We start from the raw sequence: 17549 nt of genomic DNA, 5'->3' as shown, positions 1-17549 counted from the left end.
GGCGCGAGAGCCGTCGCCCAGCCCGAGTCTCGCCGCCGCGCCGCGCCAGCGGCGCCGCTCAGCCGAACATGATGGCGGCCTCGTCGTACCGGGCCTGCGGCACGGTCTTGAGCTCGCCGAGCGCCTCCTCGAAGGAGACGTGCTCGATCTCGGTGCCGCGCAGCGCGACCATCCGTCCCCACCGCTCCTCGACGACCGAGTCGATCGCCGCGAGGCCGAGCCGGGTGGAGAGGACCCGGTCGTACGCCGTCGGGGTGCCGCCGCGCTGGATGTGGCCGAGCGTGGTGGCGCGGGTCTCGATGCCCGTCATCTCCTCGATGAGCGGCGCGAGGCGCTCCCCGATCCCGCCGAGGCGCGGCCGCCCGAACGCGTCGAGGCCACGCTCCGTGTGGGCGTTGTCCTCATGGTCGGGGACGAAGCCCTCGGCCACGACCACGAGCGGTGCGCGGCCGCGGTCGTAGGCCGCCCGGACCCACGCGGCGATCTGCTCCATGCTCGTCTTCTGCTCGGGGATGAGGATCGCGTGCGCGCCGGCCGCCATGCCCGAGTGCAGGGCGATCCAGCCGACGTGCCGGCCCATGACCTCGGCGACCATGCAGCGCGAGTGCGACTCGCCGGTCGTGCGGAGGCGGTCCATGGCCTCGGTGGCGGTCGCGACCGCGGTGTCGAAGCCGAAGGTGTAGTCCGTGGCGCCGAGGTCGTTGTCGACGGTCTTCGGCACGCCCACGATCTTGAGACCGGCGTCGGTGAGTCGCTTGGCCGCCGCGAGGGTGCCCTCGCCGCCGATCGCCACGATCGCGTCGATGCCGTGCCGCTCCAGCGTCCTCTCGATGTTCTCGACGCCGCCGCGCTCGCCCTCGAACGGGTTCGTGCGGCTCGTGCCGAGGATGGTGCCGCCCTGCTTGGCGATGCCCTGGATGTCCTTGCGGCCGAGCGGGACGATGTCGCCGTCCACCACGCCCCGCCACCCGTCGCGGAAGCCCACGAACTCGTGTCCGTAGATCGCGATGCCCTTGAGCACGATGCCGCGGATGACCGCGTTCAGGCCGGGGCAGTCGCCGCCGGAGGTCAGGATGCCGATGCGCACGGGAACAACTCCATCGTCGGTGGGGTGGACCACGGTGGTGGGTCACGGTGGTGGGACACGCCCATCATGACTGACGGTGGTTCCGCATTACCATCCTGCGTGTGTCCCTCGCTGCGCCCGCCTCCGCCGACGGTCGCGTCGACGACGCGGCCACGCGCGTCGACACGGTGTACCGACCGGGAGGCCCGGTGGACGTCCGCGCGACCCTCCGGCCGCTGCAACGCGGCTCCGGCGACCCCGCCTTCCGGGTGGTCGGCGCCGACACGTGGCTCACGGTGCGCACACCGACGGGTCCCGCGTCCGTGCTCGTCCGCCGCGACGGGTGCGACGCGATCGCCGTCTCTGCCTGGGGCGACGGTGCCGAGTGGGCGGTCGCGCACGCGCCCGAGCTCCTCGGCAGGGGTGACGACTGGTCCGACCTCGACGTCTCGGCGCACCCGTTCCTCGTCGATGCGCTGCACCGCCAGCCGGGGCTGCGGTTGCTGCGGACGAACGCCGTGTTCGCCGCGCTCGTGCCGGCGATCATGGAGCAGAAGGTCACCTCGCGGCAGGCCTGGCGTGCCTGGCGGTACCTCCTGCGGCGGTTCGGTGAGCCCGCTCCCGGTCCGGCGCCCGCCGACACCTGGGTGCAGCCGACCGTGGCCGGCTGGGCCGCGATCCCCAGCTGGGAGTGGCACCGGGCCGGCATCGAACCCGGTCGGTCGGCCACGGTCATGCGGGCGGTACGGGTCGCACCCGCGCTCGAACGCACGCTGGCGCTCGGTCGCGGCGGGCCTCGCGTCGCCGAACGGCTGCAGTCGGTCCCGGGGATCGGGAAGTGGACCGCCGCCGAGACCGCCCAGCGGGCCCACGGCGACCCGGACTCGCCGAGCGTCGGCGACTACCACGTGCCCGCGCTCGTCGGGTGGGCGCTCACCGGCGGCCCGGTCGACGACGACGGCATGCTCGAGCTCCTCGAGCCGTACCGGGGGGCACCGGGAGCGGGTCGTCCGGCTCATCGGCGGATCGGGGTTCCGGAAGCCGTCGTTCGGTCCGCGCATGACGATCCAGGACCACCGGCACCACTGAGCGAGGACACAGCTGCCGGACACGCGCCGCGCGCTGCCGTAGCCTCTTGTTGAGAACCGATCTCAGGAGGAATCATGACCGACAGCACCCCCACCCCGGCAGCCGACGACGCCGAGCACCGTGTCGCCGAGCACGACGTCACCGAGCACGACCACGAGCACGACGGTGGCGAGCACGAGACCGTCGAGCACGGCGACCACGTGGACTACGTGCACGACGGCCACCGGCACGCCCGTCACGAGGACCACTACGACGAGCACTGAGCGTCGCTGACGCGACCAACAGATGGTCGGAAGGCCCGTGGCGGCGCCGCCACGGGCCTCCCGACCGCGTCCCGCGCACGCGCGGTGTCCGATCCGCTGCCCGCAGCCAGCGGCGGATCCGTCGTGCCGCGGCGCTCCCGACGGCCTAGTCTCGACGTTCGTGAGTTCCGATCGTCATCGTCGTCGCGCGTCCCGGGTCGTCTCGATCGGCGTCGTCGCCGCGCTCGCCGCATCCCTCACCGGCTGCGGCGAGGGATCGGGTGTCGACGCCGACTACGCGAAGATCTGCCGTGACAACAGCACGCAGAAGCGGCTCCCGGACGACGACTGCAACAACCACGGCGGCCACGCCGGCTGGTACTACCTGCCCGTGAGCAGCAGCCGGACGACGAAGGTGCCCGCCGTCGGTGACACCGTCGCGGGCGGCCGGAGCTCGCTGCCCGCGGGCAAGACCGCCCAGTCCGGGCTGTCGTCGCGCGGCAGCGCGGTGTCGAAGGGCGGGTTCGGCGGTTCCGGCGAGCACGGCGGGTTCGGCGGCTGATGGAGCGCGTCGAGTTCACCGAGCGGCCGGACTGGCGGCGGCGGATCCAGCAGACCGGTCTGGTGTACTCACGGTCGGTCCGCGAGGACGGCAGCGAGGTCGAGTACTGGAACGACGGGGCGGCCTACGTCTTCACGTTGCCCGAGGTCGAGGCACTCGAGCGGCAGACCGAGGAGCTGCACCGCATGTGCCTCGAGGCCGCCCGGTACCTGGCGTCCGGCGAGCTCGGCACGCTCGGGCTCACGCCGGACGGCTTCGAACTCGCGTCCTGGTCACTGCGGCACGACGAGCCCGACGTCTACGCCCGCTTCGACCTCGCGTACGCCGGTGACGGGTCGCCCGCCAAGCTCCTCGAGTACAACGGGGACACACCCACGGGGCTGATCGAGGCGTCGGTCACGCAGTGGCACTGGTTCCGCGAGCGCGTCGAGTCCGGCGAGCTGCCCGCCGACACCGACCAGTGGAACGGTATCCACGAGGCGCTCGTCGCCCGGTGGCGGACCCTCCTGCACGCGTCACTGCGGGCGGAGGACGGCGGCCGACTGTTCGTCGCGCACTCCGACCTCGACACCGCCGGCGAGGACTGGGACACCGTCGCGTACATGCGCGACCTCGCCGGCGAGGCCGGCTGGGAGCACACCGGCATCGAGATGAAGGACATCGGCTGGCACGCCGCGGCCCGGCAGTTCGTCGGCAACCAGGAGCCCGCCGGGTCCTCGCGGAGCGCCTTCACCCTGCCCGGGGACGACCCCGGGACGCAGTGGCCGGTCATCCGGAACATCTTCAAGCTCTACCCGTGGGAAGACCTCGTGTCGGGCGACGACCGTGCCTCCGGCGACCAGGAGTTCGGCGCGTTCCTCGTGCGGGACCGGGGCCGGCTCGGGCACTGGTATGAGCCCGCGTGGAAGATGTTCCTGTCCAACAAGCTGCTGCTCGTCGCCCTCTGGCGGCTGTTCCCCGGTCACGAGAACCTGCTGCCGTCGTACGCCGACGGGCCGAACGGCATGACGGACTTCGTCGTGAAGCCGGTCTTCGGCCGCGAGGGTGACGGCATCGCCGTGCACCGGGCCGACGGCTCCGTGACGACCAACGGCACCGAGTACCGCCGCGCGGGCACGAACGGCGAGCGGGTCTGGCAGCAGTACCACGAGCTGCCCGACTTCCCGGGGCGGAACGGGCACAACCACCCGGTGCTCGGGTCCTGGGTGGTCGACGGCGAGTCCTTCGGTGTCGGCATCCGTGAGTCGGACGGGCCGATCACCGACTACTGGTGCCGGTTCGCCCCGAACCTCATCCGGGCCTGACCGGCGTCACGCGACCCATCGGGCGCTCGGGAGGCCCGTGGCGGCGCCGCCACGGGCCTCCCGACCGCGTCCTTGCGGGGCGATCGCTCGGCCCGCGGTCTCGCGCGGTCAGGGGTGGCGGGTGCCCTCGCCCGCGAGCACCGCACGGTACCCCTCGCGGAAGGTCGGGTACCGCGGTGCCCATCCGGTGGAGCGGAGGAGGGCGTTCGAGAGCCGCTTGTCGCCACCTGCCTGTCGTCCGTCGCCGTCACCCCGCACCGGCTCGTCCACGCCGAGCTCGTGCGCGAGGAAGCGGAGCACGTCGTCGAGGGGCACGGGCTCGTCGTCCGTCCCGAGGTAGGTCGGCGCGGGGTCCACCAGCGTCGCGAGGTGGACCAGTGCGGCAGCGGCGTCGTCGCGGTGGATGCGGTTCGTGTGCGGTGACCGGCCGGGGGCGAGCCGGGCGCTGCCCGACCGCACCTGGTCGACGAGCCGCTCGCGTCCGGGGCCGTACACGCCGCTCAGCCGGAGCAGCACCGCACCCGGCGCACGGCGGCGCAGCAGTTCCTCGGCCTCGACGAGCACGGCCGCGGTCGGTGTGCTCCCGCGCACCGGGGTGGCTTCCGTGACCTCGGACCCGTCGTCGACGTCGTACACCGCGGTCGAGGAGACCACGACCACCCGCGGTGTGGCGGCGGAGGCGTCGATGCCGTCGAGGACGTTCCGCAGCCCGTCGACGTAGGTCGCGCGGTACTCGTCGACGTCGCGGCTGCCGGCTGCCGTCGCGACGACGACGACCGCGGTGTCGTCCGGGATCGTCGGGACGTCGTGGCGGAGGTCGGTGCTCCGTCCGGTGAGCGGTGCCGGCAGGAGTCCGGCGCGGCGACGCAGACCGATGACGGGGTGGCCGAGGGCGGCGAAGCGGAGACCGGCCTCGGTCCCCAGGTCGCCGCAGCCGGCGACGACGACGGTTCCGTGGTGCTGCACGCTCCCACTGTGCCAGCGCGCGCCGGCGGCCGCGCGCCGGCGGCTGCGCACGCCGAGACTCGGGCAGCCAGGCAGCCAGGCAGCCAGGCAGCCAGCAAGCCAGCAAGCCAGCAAGCCAGCCAGGCAGCCAGGCAGCCAGCGAACCAGCCAGCCAGCGAGCCGCCCGGCCCGCTCGACCGCTCAGACGGGCTGCAGCGGCTCCGGCGCCCCGGCGGGCAGCTCGACCCGCACGGCGTCACCCGGCCGCACGGCCCCGCCGGTGAGCACGACCGACATCACGCCGCCCTTCCGCTCCACGGACCCGTCCTCGTCACGGCCGAGCACCGCCTTGAGGAGCCCCGGCTCGAACCCGTTGATCTGCTGGCAGGGGTTGCGGAGGCCCGTCACCCGCACGCTCGCCGACTCCCCGAGGTGCAGGACGGTGCCGGTGGGCAGCCCGAGCAGGTCGATGCCCCGCGTCGTGACGTTCTCGCCAATGTCGCCGGGACTGACCGCGAACCCGGCCGCGGCGACCTCGTCGAACAGCTCGGCGTGCAGCAGGTGCACCTGCCGCAGGTTCGGCTGCGAGGGGTCCCGCGCGACCCGGGACCGGTGTTGCACCGTCGTGCCGGCGTGGGCGTCGCCCTCGATGCCCCACCCCGCGACGAGCACGACCTCGTCCGCGAGCGGCTTGCTGAAGTGGTGGCCCTCGTCACGGGCCACGGCGACGACGACCGACGGCTGCGCTTCCACACCCCGAGCCTGGCAGAGATCGACACGCCGGGCGAGCCCCGCGGTGAACGATCCGGCCCGCTGTCTCGTCGTCAGGGCATGGGACTCCGCACACGCACCAAGGTCATCATCGGCATCGCCTCCGGCGTCGTGGTCGTCGGCGCCGCGGCCGCGATCGCCGGCCCGGTCATCTACGCGAACACCGTCAACGGCCAGGCCGCGGCAGCGCCGTCGGTCAGCGCCGGGACGTCGGGCGGCGCCGGGAAGCTCAGCGCGTCCGAGGCCGACGGCACCTGGACCTCGACGGGGGACTCGTTCGCCGGGTACCGCGTGCACGAGGTCCTGCAGGGGCAGGATGTGAACGTGGTCGGACGCACGAAGGACGTCGAGGGCACGGCCGAGGTCAGCGACGGCTCCCTCACGAAGGCGACCGTCACCGTGCAGGTCGCGAAGATCAGCACGCCCGAGGCCGCACGTGACGAGTACTTCCGCAACACCGCGCTGCAGACCGACCAGCACCCGACGGCCACGTTCACGCTGACGGAGCCCGTCGACGTGTCCGGCGCTCTCGACGGCGCCACCCAGGACGTCACGCTGACCGGCACGATGGACCTGCACGGCGTCGAGAAGCCCGTCACCGCCGACGCCCAGGTCGCCGTCGCGAAGGACGGCACTGTGCAGGTCGCCGGCAGCATCCCGATCACGTTCGAGGACTACGGCGTGCAGGCGCCGTCGCTCGGCTTCGTCACGGTGGACCCGAAGGGCTCCGTCGAGTTCTCGCTCGACCTGGACAAGTGATGGTCACCGGCAGGGGAGCCGACGAACTGCTCGCCACGCTCTACCGCGAGCACGGCGAGGCGCTCACCCGCTACGTCCGGCACCTCACGCGGGACGGCCACACCGTCGAGGACGTCGTGCAGGAGACGATGGTCCGCGCCTGGCAGCGGCCCGCCGTCCTGGAGCGGACACCCGACAGTGCCCGCGCGTGGTTGTTCACGGTCGCGCGGAACCTCGTCGTGGACGAGGCCCGGTCGGCCCGGAACCGCCGCGAGCACGGGACCGAGCACCCGGTCGACCGCGCGGAGGCCGACCGCACCGACGCCGTCCTCGACCGCATCGTCGTCGCCGACGCGCTCGCGTCGCTCAGCCCGGAGCACCGCCGCGTCGTGGTCGACGCGTACTGGCTCGGCCACACCGTGCCCGAGATCGCCCGGCGGCACGACGTCCCGGAGGGCACCGCGAAGTCGCGGCTGCACTACGGTCTGCGGGCCCTCCGGCTCGCACTGCAGGAACGAGGAGTGACCCGATGAGCGAGGACCGCTACGCGGAGTGGGACGCCGCCTACGTGCTCGGCTCGCTGCCGGCCGACGAACGGCTCGAGTACGAGCGGCACCTCGAGACCTGCGACCGGTGCACCGCGGCGGTGGCCGAACTGGTCGGCCTGCCGGGCCTGCTCGCGAAGCTGCCCGCCGACCAGGCGATCGAGATCGCGGAACCGGACGGGAGGCCCGACACGCGTCCCGAGAGCTCCCTCGCCTCCGTCGCGCACCGCGTCCGCACCCGTCGTCGTCGCCGTCGGGTCTGGGTCACCGCCACCGCGGCGGCGGCCGTGCTCGCGGCCGTCCTCGGCGGTCTCGCGGTGGGCACGGGCCGGGTCGACCCCGCCACCGTGCCGGCTGCCTCCGCACCGACCGCCGACCGGTACGCGCTGGTCGGCGACCGTGGCCTCGACGTCGACCTCGCCGTCAGCGGCGAGCCGTGGGGCACGCGGTTCGACTGGGGCTGCTCGTACGGTGGGAGGTCCTGGTCGCCGGACGGCTCCGTGATGTACGACCTCGTCGTCGTGCGCGACGACGGCACGGCGGAGACGATCGCGTCCTGGTCGGCCGCCGGGGAGGACGCCCGCGGACTGTCGGCCTCGACGAACGTCCCGCGGGAGGACATCGCGAGCGTGCAGGTCCGGCTCCGCGGCGACGACCGAGTCCTCGCGGACGTCGACCTCTAGCGGTCCTCGACCACCGGCGGTCCCCGGCGGTGAGCGGTCCTCGGCGGCTAGCGGTCCTCGCCGTCCGGGTCCACCGGACCGATCGCGGTGTGGACGCGCGCACTGACCGACCGCAGCGTGTCCGCGTCCGTGCCCACGGGCCTCCAGAACAGGTCCTCGAGCGCACCCGTGTGCGCACGGATGCCGGACAGCACCGCCCGGCGGCCGTCCGGGGTCATCGACACCCAGCTCCCGCGGCCGTCCGTGGGGCAGTCCGCCCGCTCCACCAGACCGCGCGCCACCATGCGCGTGACCTGGTGGCTGACGCGGGACTTCTCCCACCCGATGCCCGCCGCGATGTCCCGGACACGGAGTCGGTGGTCGGGGTCGCGGTGCAGTCCGATGAGGATCTCGAACTCCGGGATCGAGATCCCCGCCCCGGCCTGCACGGCGTGGTCGAGGGCTCGGTCCAACCGCCGCCAGGCGTCGTGGTAGGTGTCCCACGTGACCCAGTCGTGCCCCTCGTCGTCCTGCGTCGCCATGCTCGACAGCGTATCCACGGACACCCGGCTCGACGCCGGTTCCATCCCCGGGACGACGCTCCGCGAACGCACGGCGCGCTCCGAGGGAGCGTCGGTGCGGCAGCATACGATCGGAGGCATGCCCACCCCCCGCATCGCCGACTGCACCGACGACGCCGTTGCGCTCGTGCGCCGTTGGCTGGCGGCCTCGGCGGGGTCGAAGCCGGACGCCGGTGCCGTGCGGCTGGCGGGCGTCCTCCGCGACGAGCAGGGGCTCGACTTCACGCGCGGGTTCGTCGACCGGGTGATCCGACCGGAAGACCCGCGGGTGGCCGCGCGCAACCTCGAGAAGCTCAGCCAGGACGTCCCCGAGTTCCTCGCCTGGTACCTCCGCGGAGCCGTGACGCTGGGCGGCGGGTTCGCCACGATGGCGCCGTGGGCGGTCATCCCCACCGCACGCCGGATCCTCCGCCGGATGACCGGGCACCTCGTCATCGACGCGACCCCGGCCAAGCTCGGTCCGGCGCTCGCCCGGATCGGGGGCGAGGGCACACGCCTCAACGTCAACCTCCTCGGGGAAGCCGTGCTCGGCAGTGCCGAGAGCGACCGCCGGCTGCAGGGCACGACGGACCTCCTCGCCCGAGACGACGTCGACCACGTCTCGATCAAGGTGAGCTCGGTGGTGCCGCAGACGTCGCCGTGGGCGTTCGACCAGACCGTCGAGCGCGTGGTCGAGCGGCTCGTCCCGCTCTACCGGCTCGCGGCGGCCCCGCTCGCCGATGGTCGACCGGCGAAGTTCATCAACCTCGACATGGAGGAGTACCGCGACCTCGACGTCACCCTCGCGGTGTTCACGACGCTCCTCGACCGGGACGAGTTCCTCGGGCTCGAGGCCGGCATCGTGCTGCAGGCGTACCTCCCCGATGCTGCCGGCGCCCTCGACCGGCTCACGGTGTGGGCGCAGGCGCGACGTGCTCGCGGTGGTGCTCCCGTGAAGGTGCGGCTCGTCAAGGGCGCGAACCTGGCGATGGAGCACGTCGACGCGATCCTGCACGAGTGGCCGCTGGCGACGTGGGGGACCAAGCGCGAGACCGACTCCGCCTACCTCCGGATGCTCGAGACCGCCCTGGTCCCCGAGCGCACCGACGCCGTCCGGATTGGCGTCGCGGGCCACAACCTGTTCGACCTCGCCACCGCGTGGGTGCTCGCCCAGCGCCGCGGGGTCACCGACGCGGTCGACGTCGAGATGCTGTTGGGCATGGCGTCCACGCACGCCGACGCCGTCCGTGCCGACGTCGGACGCCTGCTCCTGTACACCCCGGTCGTGGCGCCGGAGGAGTTCGACTCCGCCATCGCGTACCTCGCCCGCCGACTGCAGGAGAGCGCCAGCCCCGAGAACTTCATCTCGGGCGCCTTCGACATCGACCGGGACGCCAGCGTCTTCGACCGCGAGCACGGACGCTACCTGGCGTCCGTCGCGGCCCTCGACGAGCCCGTGCCCGCCACCCACCGCACGCAGGACCGCCGCCGGCCCCTGGGCGAGGCCGAGCACCGCGACGGGTTCCGGAACGCGCCCGACGCCGACCCCGCCGTCGCGGCCAACCGGGCGTGGGCGCTCGACGTCCTCCGCCGGGTGCCGCGCTCGCAGCTGGGCGCGCGGACCATCCGCCGCGCCCGGGTCGTGGACCGCTCGATGCTCGAGCGCATCGTCGCCCGCACCGCCCAGGCCGGCGTGAACTGGGGACGGCAGGACCCGCACGACCGCGCCGAGCTCCTCGACCTCATCGGGCACGAGCTCGAGACGCGCCGCGCCGACCTGATCGAGGTGATGGCCGCCGAGACGGGCAAGACCCTGACCGAGGCCGACATCGAGGTCACCGAGGCCGTCGACGCAGCCCACCACTCCGCCGAGAGCGCCCGGCAGCTGGCGGCGATGGACGGCGACGGCGCCCGCTTCGTCCCGCCCCGGCTGACCGTGGTCGTGCCGCCGTGGAACTTCCCGGTCGCGATCCCGGCCGGAGGGGTGCTCGCGGCGCTCGCCGCCGGGAGCGGCGTGGTCCTCAAGCCCGCTCCCGAGGCCAAGCGCTCCGGAGCGCTCCTCGCCGACGTCCTCTGGGACGCCGGGGTGCCGCACTCCCTGCTGCAGCTCGTCGACCTCGACGAGGACGACCTCGGCCGTGAACTCGTGGCGCACCCCGCCGTCGACCGGGTGCTGCTCACCGGCTCGGCCGACACCGCACGGTCGTTCCGTTGGTGGCGCGCCGGACTCCCGCTGACCGCCGAGACGAGCGGGAAGAACGCGATCGTCGTGACGCCGAGCGCCGACCTCGACCTCGCCGTGCAGGACATCGTGCAGTCCGCGTTCGGGCACGCCGGGCAGAAGTGCTCGGCCGCCTCCCTGGTCGTCCTGGTCGGGTCCGTCGGCGAGAGCGAGCGGTTCCGTCGGCAGCTGGTCGACGCGACGCGGACGCTGCGGGTGGCCTGGCCGGACGACCCCGCGGCCCAGATGGGTCCACTCATCGCCGAGCCCTCCGGCAAGCTGCTCGCCGGGCTGACCGAGCTCGGGCCGGGGGAGTCCTGGCTCGTGCAGCCGGCTCCGCTCGACGACTCCGGCCGGCTCTGGTCGCCCGGCATCCGCGACGGCGTCCGGCCCGGCAGCGACTTCCACCAGACCGAGTACTTCGGGCCGGTGCTCGGCATCATGCGCGCCGAGACCCTCGACGAGGCGATCGCGATCCAGAACGGCACGGAGTTCGGGCTCACGGCCGGCATCCACTCGCTCGACGTGGACGAGGTCGCGGACTGGCTCGCGTCCGTCCAGGCGGGCAACCTGTACGTCAACCGCGGCACGACGGGTGCGGTCATCGGCCGGCAGCCCTTCGGCGGCTGGAAGCGATCGTCGGTCGGTACCGGCACGAAGGCGGGTGGTCCGATGTACGTGGCCACCCTCGGGCGGTGGGAGCGCACGGAGCGGCAGGTCCACAAGAGCATCCAGCTGCACGGGCTCCCACCGCGCGTCACCGCCCTGATCGAAGCGGCCCGGAGTGGTCTCTCGTTCGAGGAGTTCGACCAGGTGCGTGCCGGAGCCCTCAGCGACGTCCGAGCCCGCGAGTCGCACTACGGCCGGTCACGTGACGACTCCGGGCTCGTCGTGCAGCGGAACGTCCTGCGCCACCGTCCGCAGTCCGTGATCGTCCGCCACGCCGAGGACTCCGCGACCGGGGACCTCGTGCGTGTGCTCGCCGCCGCGACCGCCGCCCGGGCACACGTCATGCTCAGCACGGCTCGGCCGCTGCCCGGGCCGCTCACCCAGCTCTTCGCCTCCGCTCGCTCCCCGCTCGACGTCGTCGACCACCTCGTCGAGAGCGACGATGACTTCCTCGCGCGTGCGGCGTCCGGTGCCGTCTTCGACCGTCGGTGGAGCGACGCGGACGACGAACCGCAGGACGCACTCGAGCAGGTGCTCGCACAACCCGACCGACCCCGGCACACCGCGTTCGGCGGTCCCGGCAGCCGCATCCGGTTGCTCGGCGGCGACCCGCTCGCGCTCGAGGAGGCCCTCGGAGCGAGCGTCGACACCGCCATCCACGACGCTCCGGTGGTGGAGTCGGGACGCATCGAGATGCTGCCGTTCCTCCGCGAGCAGTCCGTGTCGATCACGGCGCACCGCTTCGGCGACCTCGACCCCGACTTCCAGGAGCTCCGGGTCTGACGACGGCGCAGTCCTCGTCGACGGCCTGTCACCGGGCGAACGGGACGACGGCCGCGGGCGGGTGCAGGTCCGCGGTCGTGGGCTCCGACCCGGGGTCTGCGATGCCGAGCGGTCCGGGCTCAGGTGGCCCGCCTGGAGGCACGGCGCGCGTTCCGTGCGGACGTCGTCTGACCGGGGGGCCGGGTCAGCGGCGGCCGCGACTGCGGCCGCGGCCGACGGCGGTCACCTCCGCGACGGCGAGTGCCGCCGCGAGGACCAGCTGCACGGACGCGAAGCGGCGCAGGCGTCCACCGAGCAGCGCGACCGGGACCATCGACGCGCCGTGCAGCACGTCCACGACGGCGCTCGCGGTGTGGGCGTCCGGCGAACCGGAGCGTGACACCAGCACCGCCTGCGCCGTCTGTCGCACCGCGAGCACCGCGTCGAGCACCGGCGTCCTGCGCGGTTCGAGGAGCCGGATCGCGTGGCCACCGGCGACCGCGAGCCGCAGGACCTCGACCGTCCTCACTCCCGACGCCCCGCCGCGAGCGCCACTGCCCCTGCGACGCCGAGCACTGCGCTGATGATGCCGTTGCCGAGCCGTCGGTGCTCGACCCACCAGGTCTGCGGCGACCAGGCGTGCGCCGAGTCGTCGAAGACGCTGTGGGCGCCGTGGTCGCCCGGGATCGGCTCGGAGAGGTTGACGCCGAGCGCGGCGCCGTCCTTCTGCGGCGCCTGTTGCCCGGACACGAGCGTCTTGGCGGCGTACCAGTCCGCGAACCGTGCGCTGATCCGGTTGCCGAGGATCGTGTACACGGTCGACTCACCGACCCACGTGCGGCGTCGGGGCCGCTCGGCCGTCGCGGCGATCGCTCGTGCGCCCACCTCGGGCTGGTAGATCGGTGCGACCGGCTGTGCCTGGTGCGGCAGCTTCGACTTCACCCACTGGAACTGGATCGTGTTGAGTGCCGGCATGTCGACCCGGGAGATCGCGACCCTGCTGCCCTGCTCCTCGAGTTCGGACACGACCGACTCGGTGAACCCGACGATCGCGTGCTTGGCGCCGCAGTACGCGGCCTGCAGGGGGATCCCGCGGAAGCCCAGTGCCGAGCCGACCTGGATCACCTGGCCGCGATCGCGGGGGACCATGCGGGACAGTGCCGCTCGGGTGCCGTTCACGCAGCCGAGGTAGGTGACCCGGAGCGCCCGCTCGAAGTCGTCGGGGTCGGTGTCGAGGAAGCGCCCGAACACCCCGACCATGACGTCGTTCACCCAGAGGTCGATCGGCCCGAGCTCGGCCTCGACCCGGTCGGCCGCGGCCTCGACGGCCTCGCGCTCCGAGACGTCGACGAGCACGGCCAGCCCGCGGCGTCCCGCTGCCTCGACCTCGGCGACCGCGGCGTCGACACCGTCCTTCCCGCGGGCGAGGACGGCGGCGTCCCAGCCCCGGGCGGCGAGTTCGCGCACCGTCGCCCGTCCGAGCCCCGCCGATCCACCCGTCACCACTGCCACACGTGTCATGACCCCGTTCTACCGATGCGAGCACGGACCCCCACCCAGCCGGTGTCCCCTGGAGCGGCGCGCGGGAGGCCGGCGACGAGGATGATGGCCCCGTGGACACCCGAGCAGAGGACACGGTCGACGAGGCGCCGCCGCCCGGCTGGGTCCTCGACACCCCCACCCGACACCGCGAGGTCTGGACGCTCCCGGCCTGCGCGGCGGCCCTCGCCGTCCTCCTCGCCCTGCTCGGCACGCAGTTCGGTGAGACGCTCGGCCTGGTCGTCTGCACGGCGAGCGCGGTCGTCGTCGCCGCGGGCGCGGTCGCCCTGGCCGTGGCCGGGCGGACGGCCTACGCGGAACAGACGGTCGCAGCGTCGTGGCGGCTGCACGTCGTCCGCGTGGTCGTCGGGGTGACCACGACGTCGACCATCGCGGTCGGCTCCCTGGTCGTCGGGTTCCCGCTCGGCTGGTTCTTCGGGGCGGCGGCGTGGGTACCGATGTCGTTCCGACTCGCCCGGTCCGTCCCGCGCACCGACCGGGTGATCGTCGCCTGGGCCTCGGTGTCCCTGGCAGTGGCGTGCCTGACCCTGTCCGTCGTGGGCTTCACGGTCCACGACCTCCCGCAGCGCTTCTCGGTGACGTGGATCGGTCCGGGCGCGATCCTGGGCGCGCTGGCCCTGGCGATGGCGGTCGTGCAGTTCGCCCTCGCCGAGCGGACGCCGCCGGACCCGTTCCTCGCCGAGCAGGACGGAGCCGACACGTGACGTCCGATCGTCGACCGGCCGACGACGACGCCCGCGCCCGCGACGACGCCCGCGCGGACGACGACGCCCATGCCGACGACGATGCCCGCGACGACGCGGAGCTCGAACCACGGTGGGTCCGCCGGACACCGATCCTGCCCGAGCAGTGGTGGGCCCCTCCCGCCGGGCTGGCCGTCGCAGCGCTGGCGGTCCTGGCGATCGGCGTCTGGCTGCACCGCGCCGCGCTGCCCCTGGCGATCGTCGTCTGCGTCGTGGGCCTGGTCGGCGCGGTCGTGCTCGCCGTGGCCGGACGGCACGCGTACTGGTCCCCGGGTCGGGCGGCGGCCTGGCGTCTGCACCGCACCCGGGTCGTGGCGTGGAGCTCCGCCGGCGTCGCGCTCGTCGTGTTCGGGCTCGCGATCGGGGCGCAGGTGGTTCTCATCGGCCTCGTGGTCGCGGGGACGATGGTGCACACCCTGCGGCGCGACGACCCGACGCGCTTCGAGCTCCGCGGCCGGGCGGTGGCATCGGTCGCCGTCGCGGTGGCGTCGGCCGTCCTCGCGATCGTCGCACTGACGGTCCCCGGCATCGACGACCGGTCCGCGGCCCGGTGGTCCGGATGGGGGCTCCTCGTCGTGCCGGCCGCCGCGGTCGTCGCGCTGGTCTCCTGGCGCGCTGCCGGCCGCCGCGACGACGACCCGCTCAGCGCCCCAGACCGAACCGCGTCGTGACCTTCGGCGCGTAGAGGACCGAGTCCGGCTCGAGCTCCGTCAGCCCGAACGGCAGCCCGGCCGCCCCGGCGAGGTCGTCCCGGAGGTGCACGATCGTCGCCCGGTGCAGCGGCCACGGCTCGTGTTCGTTCGGCCAGAACCGGGTCCGGCCGGCGCGGCGCACGTGCATGCCCCAGCGGGCGGTGAGGAACGTCTCGAGGGCGGTGGGCTCCGCGATCGGCGAGCCGATCCGCACGTCGACCATCGACCGGGTGTGCGTCCCGTGCCGCCGCATCGCGTAGGCGGCGCGGTCGGGCTCCGGACGACGGAACTCGGCGTGCGCCCACCAGTACGGCAGCGCGGTCGCGACCCGGGCCCCGATGGTGGGCAGGAGCTTCCCGGCGTCGAGCGACAGGAACACGACACCGTGCCGCCCCTGGTCGTCGACCGTGTAGACGCGGATGTTCACCTCGACGAAGTCACCGACCCGGCCGACGCGGACCGGCGGGAACGCCGTGTCGGTGAAGCGGAACGCGATGAGTCCCACCCACGTGGTCGCGCCGTCGTCGACCCCGTCGGCCCCGAGCGTGTCCGGGCGGGTGCCGCGCGGCAAGTGTGGTGCGACCGCCGAGACGTCGACCCGCCAGTGCACGAACACGACGTCGCGCCAGTCCTGCTGGATCCACGGGCGGCCGGTCAGCCCCGGGGCGGCCGCCGAGATCGCGGTCATCGGAGGTCCTCCCCGCCGGCGGGAGCGACGTCGTCCCAGCCCTGCTGCGGTGTGTCGCAGGTCCCGCGGAAGACGTACTGGGACGGACGCTTCCGTTCGCTCGAGGACCAGTCGATCGCCGGACGCCGACGCTCGGGCGGCAGGTACCCGATCCGGTAGACGGCCATGAGCTCGAGGGACGGCGGGACCCGGAGCAGCCCCTCGATCTCCTCCCACGCGCCGGGGGTCTCCATCGGGAACGAGACGAACTGGATCCCGAGGCCGAGCTCGGTCGTGGCGAGCCAGACGTTCTCCATCGCCGCTCCCATGCTGAACACCGAGTAGAAGCCCGACAGCTCCTCCTTCCGGTACTCGTGCCGGTCGAGCATCACGCCGAGCAGCAGCGGCGACCCGGCGACGAGCTTCCGGTTCTCCTCACCGAGGGTGTGCGGCACGCGCAGGGTGTTCATGAGCAGCTGCCCGCGCTTCGTGAAGACCTGCTTCGTGAACGGCTTGAGCGGCCCGGGCAGCTTGTCGAACAGCATGCCGTCGCGCCGCTCGTCCATCTCGGCCTGCGAGAACCGGAAGTACGGCTTGTACCGCTCGAAGAAGGTGCCCTCGGCCATCGTCCGCGTCATCGAGGACCCGCTGATCTGCGCGACGCGATCGATCGTCGAACGCTCCTCGACGAGCACGAACCGCCAGGGCTGGCTGTTCAGCTGCGACGGCGCACGCCCCGCGAGCTCCATCAGCACCCGCTGGTGTTCCTCGGAGACGGGGTCGGGCAGGAACGCCCCGTTGGTCGTGCGTCGGCGTCGGATCGCCTCGAAGAGCTCCACAGCTCACCTCTCTCGTCGGCCGCGCGCCAGCAACGCCCCGAGGTAGGACGGCGCAGCGGCGACCGCGACCCTCCAGTGTGCTCCGGCACGGGGATCCGTCCTCGGAGCGACGGCCAGCGGGACGAGCGCAGGCAGCAGGAACAGGGCACTCCGGTCGCGCGTCCAGGCCGGTGTCGTGGCCGCCACCCCGGTCAGGGTCGCGGTCACGACGAACAGCCCGTGGTGCACCACCCGGAGCTTCCGCGTCCGGATGAGGCGCACGGCCACGGCCGTGCCCCAGAGGCAGTTGGCCGCGTACGCGGCGCAGGCGGCGGCGACCAACCGCCGGGCCGTCACCGACAGTCCTGGAGGCGCGCCGTGCCTCCCGGCTGTCGTCTTCCGTCCCACAGGGGCGAACCTACGCGCCGGGGGCGGGCTCAGGCCGAGTCGCGGGTGACCAGCTTCGACAGCACGATCGCGGACCGCGTGTGGTCGACCTGGGGCGCGAGCCGTACCCGGTCGAGCGCCTCCTCGAGCGCGGCGAGGTCCTTCGAGCGCATGTGCACGACCGCGTCGGCGCTGCCGGTGACCGTGCCGGCGTCGATCACCTCGGGCACGCTGTCGAGGAGCGATCGGAGCTCGTCGGGGGAGACCGTGCCGCGGCAGTAGAGCTCGACCCACGCCTCGGTGCCGCGGTCCTCGACGGCGGGGTCGACCTTGATCGTGAAGCCCTGGATCACCCCGTCCGCGACGAGTCGGTCGACCCGGCGCTTCACGGCCGAGGCCGAGAGTCCGACCACCGACCCGATGTCGCCGTAGCCGGCGCGGGCGTTGTCCCGGAGCTGATCCAGGATGCGGTGGTCGAGCGAATCCATTGCCCCAATGCTACGCGTGCTTCTTGCACGCCCGGTGGCTCCGGCGCACGAAACGTGC

At 73.4% G+C, this 17549-nt stretch carries 20 protein-coding genes; 10 read left to right on the top strand and 10 right to left on the bottom strand.

Annotation, left to right across the window (positions count from 1 at the left end):
* Positions 1-58 precede the first annotated feature (58 nt).
* Positions 59-1087, bottom strand: a complete 1029-nt coding sequence (locus IEY20_RS08915; RefSeq protein ID WP_175327977.1) for a 6-phosphofructokinase — start codon at positions 1085-1087, stop codon at positions 59-61.
* Between the two features lie 101 nt (positions 1088-1188).
* Here IEY20_RS08915 and IEY20_RS08910 point away from each other — a divergent pair, with 101 nt between their 5' ends.
* The 4 genes from IEY20_RS08910 to IEY20_RS08895 all read left to right on the top strand — a co-directional run bounded on the left by IEY20_RS08910 (position 1189) and on the right by IEY20_RS08895 (position 4263).
* On the top strand, positions 1189-2208 hold the full coding sequence (locus IEY20_RS08910; protein ID WP_307839856.1) for a DNA-3-methyladenine glycosylase family protein: 1020 nt from the start codon (positions 1189-1191) through the stop codon (positions 2206-2208).
* A gap of 21 nt (positions 2209-2229) precedes the next feature.
* Complete coding sequence (locus IEY20_RS08905) at positions 2230-2418, top strand: hypothetical protein (RefSeq protein ID WP_022903625.1); 189 nt, start codon at positions 2230-2232, stop codon at positions 2416-2418.
* Positions 2419-2578: 160 nt separating this feature from the next.
* Positions 2579-2959: a tRNA-dihydrouridine synthase gene (locus tag IEY20_RS08900; RefSeq protein ID WP_175327976.1), complete on the top strand. Its 381-nt coding sequence runs from the start codon at positions 2579-2581 to the stop codon at positions 2957-2959.
* The gene (locus IEY20_RS08895) at positions 2959-4263 is read left to right on the top strand and encodes a glutathionylspermidine synthase family protein (protein WP_022903623.1); all 1305 of its coding nucleotides are present in this window, start codon (positions 2959-2961) and stop codon (positions 4261-4263) included. The genes IEY20_RS08900 and IEY20_RS08895 overlap by 1 nt, the downstream gene beginning before the upstream one ends.
* 108 nt (positions 4264-4371) lie before the next feature.
* Here IEY20_RS08895 and IEY20_RS08890 read toward each other — a convergent pair whose 3' ends face one another.
* Positions 4372-5229 (bottom strand): NAD-dependent epimerase/dehydratase family protein, encoded by an 858-nt coding sequence (locus IEY20_RS08890; protein ID WP_031273482.1) that lies wholly within the window; start codon positions 5227-5229, stop codon positions 4372-4374.
* 180 nt (positions 5230-5409) lie between these two features.
* The gene (locus IEY20_RS08885; protein ID WP_175327975.1) at positions 5410-5961 is read right to left on the bottom strand and encodes an MOSC domain-containing protein; all 552 of its coding nucleotides are present in this window, start codon (positions 5959-5961) and stop codon (positions 5410-5412) included.
* A 78-nt stretch (positions 5962-6039) separates the two neighbouring features.
* On the opposite strand from IEY20_RS08885, the gene IEY20_RS08880 reads away from it, so the two are divergent.
* From IEY20_RS08880 to IEY20_RS08870, 3 genes are read left to right on the top strand one after another with little or no spacing between them, the layout of a single operon-like run.
* Positions 6040-6738, top strand: a complete 699-nt coding sequence (locus tag IEY20_RS08880; RefSeq protein ID WP_175327974.1) for a YceI family protein — start codon at positions 6040-6042, stop codon at positions 6736-6738.
* The gene (locus tag IEY20_RS08875) at positions 6738-7250 is read left to right on the top strand and encodes a sigma-70 family RNA polymerase sigma factor (RefSeq protein ID WP_022903619.1); all 513 of its coding nucleotides are present in this window, start codon (positions 6738-6740) and stop codon (positions 7248-7250) included. The genes IEY20_RS08880 and IEY20_RS08875 overlap by 1 nt, the downstream gene beginning before the upstream one ends.
* Entirely contained in the window at positions 7247-7945 is a 699-nt protein-coding gene (locus tag IEY20_RS08870; protein WP_175327973.1) for an anti-sigma factor family protein, read from the top strand. The genes IEY20_RS08875 and IEY20_RS08870 overlap by 4 nt, the downstream gene beginning before the upstream one ends.
* Positions 7946-7992: 47 nt before the next feature.
* On the opposite strand, the gene IEY20_RS08865 is transcribed toward IEY20_RS08870, so the two are convergent.
* Positions 7993-8466: a MarR family winged helix-turn-helix transcriptional regulator gene (locus IEY20_RS08865; protein ID WP_175327972.1), complete on the bottom strand. Its 474-nt coding sequence runs from the start codon at positions 8464-8466 to the stop codon at positions 7993-7995.
* 118 nt (positions 8467-8584) lie between these two features.
* Between IEY20_RS08865 and IEY20_RS08860 the strand changes: the two genes are divergently transcribed.
* Positions 8585-12157, top strand: a complete 3573-nt coding sequence (locus IEY20_RS08860) for a proline dehydrogenase family protein (protein WP_175327971.1) — start codon at positions 8585-8587, stop codon at positions 12155-12157.
* A gap of 184 nt (positions 12158-12341) precedes the next feature.
* On the opposite strand, the gene IEY20_RS08855 is transcribed toward IEY20_RS08860, so the two are convergent.
* Both IEY20_RS08855 and IEY20_RS08850 read right to left on the bottom strand, forming a co-directional pair.
* Positions 12342-12665: a hypothetical protein gene (locus IEY20_RS08855; RefSeq protein WP_175327970.1), complete on the bottom strand. Its 324-nt coding sequence runs from the start codon at positions 12663-12665 to the stop codon at positions 12342-12344.
* Positions 12662-13657 (bottom strand): SDR family oxidoreductase, encoded by a 996-nt coding sequence (locus IEY20_RS08850; protein WP_175327969.1) that lies wholly within the window; start codon positions 13655-13657, stop codon positions 12662-12664. The genes IEY20_RS08855 and IEY20_RS08850 overlap by 4 nt, the downstream gene beginning before the upstream one ends.
* Before the next feature lie 92 nt (positions 13658-13749).
* On the opposite strand from IEY20_RS08850, the gene IEY20_RS08845 reads away from it, so the two are divergent.
* Both IEY20_RS08845 and IEY20_RS08840 read left to right on the top strand, forming a co-directional pair.
* A complete protein-coding gene (locus tag IEY20_RS08845) occupies positions 13750-14400 on the top strand; it encodes a hypothetical protein (protein ID WP_175327968.1) in 651 nt (216 codons plus the stop codon).
* Entirely contained in the window at positions 14397-15110 is a 714-nt protein-coding gene (locus tag IEY20_RS08840; RefSeq protein ID WP_022902797.1) for a hypothetical protein, read from the top strand. Before IEY20_RS08845 ends, IEY20_RS08840 begins: the two co-directional genes overlap by 4 nt.
* Here the strand turns inward: IEY20_RS08840 and IEY20_RS08835 are convergent.
* The 4 genes from IEY20_RS08835 to IEY20_RS08820 form a co-directional block, all read right to left on the bottom strand.
* Entirely contained in the window at positions 15082-15819 is a 738-nt protein-coding gene (locus IEY20_RS08835; RefSeq protein ID WP_175327967.1) for a YqjF family protein, read from the bottom strand. The two genes, IEY20_RS08840 and IEY20_RS08835, sit on opposite strands and share 29 nt — an antisense overlap.
* Entirely contained in the window at positions 15816-16637 is an 822-nt protein-coding gene (locus tag IEY20_RS08830) for a nitroreductase family protein (RefSeq protein ID WP_175327966.1), read from the bottom strand. The genes IEY20_RS08835 and IEY20_RS08830 overlap by 4 nt, the downstream gene beginning before the upstream one ends.
* Before the next feature lie 3 nt (positions 16638-16640).
* The gene (locus IEY20_RS08825) at positions 16641-16973 is read right to left on the bottom strand and encodes a hypothetical protein (protein ID WP_175327965.1); all 333 of its coding nucleotides are present in this window, start codon (positions 16971-16973) and stop codon (positions 16641-16643) included.
* A gap of 80 nt (positions 16974-17053) precedes the next feature.
* Positions 17054-17491 (bottom strand): Lrp/AsnC family transcriptional regulator, encoded by a 438-nt coding sequence (locus tag IEY20_RS08820; protein ID WP_022902800.1) that lies wholly within the window; start codon positions 17489-17491, stop codon positions 17054-17056.
* Positions 17492-17549: the final 58 nt, after the last annotated feature.

This window comes from Curtobacterium luteum (genome assembly GCF_014646995.1).
Classification (GTDB): domain Bacteria; phylum Actinomycetota; class Actinomycetes; order Actinomycetales; family Microbacteriaceae; genus Curtobacterium; species Curtobacterium luteum.
Note: the sequence above shows the minus strand (reverse complement) of the source record. Positions and strands in the feature narration are given on the sequence as shown.

Excerpts from the sequence above, each read along its gene's own strand:
- IEY20_RS08905 (WP_022903625.1), top strand. The coding sequence starts at position 2,230 with ATGACCGACAGCACCCCCACCCCGGCAGCCGACGACGCCGAGCACCGT.
- IEY20_RS08895 (WP_022903623.1), top strand. The coding sequence starts at position 2,959 with ATGGAGCGCGTCGAGTTCACCGAGCGGCCGGACTGGCGGCGGCGGATC.
- IEY20_RS08880 (WP_175327974.1), top strand. The coding sequence starts at position 6,040 with ATGGGACTCCGCACACGCACCAAGGTCATCATCGGCATCGCCTCCGGC.
- IEY20_RS08875 (WP_022903619.1), top strand. The coding sequence starts at position 6,738 with ATGGTCACCGGCAGGGGAGCCGACGAACTGCTCGCCACGCTCTACCGC.
- IEY20_RS08870 (WP_175327973.1), top strand. The coding sequence starts at position 7,247 with ATGAGCGAGGACCGCTACGCGGAGTGGGACGCCGCCTACGTGCTCGGC.
- IEY20_RS08865 (WP_175327972.1), bottom strand. The coding sequence starts at position 8,466 with ATGGCGACGCAGGACGACGAGGGGCACGACTGGGTCACGTGGGACACC.
- IEY20_RS08860 (WP_175327971.1), top strand. The coding sequence starts at position 8,585 with ATGCCCACCCCCCGCATCGCCGACTGCACCGACGACGCCGTTGCGCTC.
- IEY20_RS08850 (WP_175327969.1), bottom strand. The coding sequence starts at position 13,657 with ATGACACGTGTGGCAGTGGTGACGGGTGGATCGGCGGGGCTCGGACGG.
- IEY20_RS08835 (WP_175327967.1), bottom strand. The coding sequence starts at position 15,819 with ATGACCGCGATCTCGGCGGCCGCCCCGGGGCTGACCGGCCGCCCGTGG.
- IEY20_RS08820 (WP_022902800.1), bottom strand. The coding sequence starts at position 17,491 with ATGGATTCGCTCGACCACCGCATCCTGGATCAGCTCCGGGACAACGCC.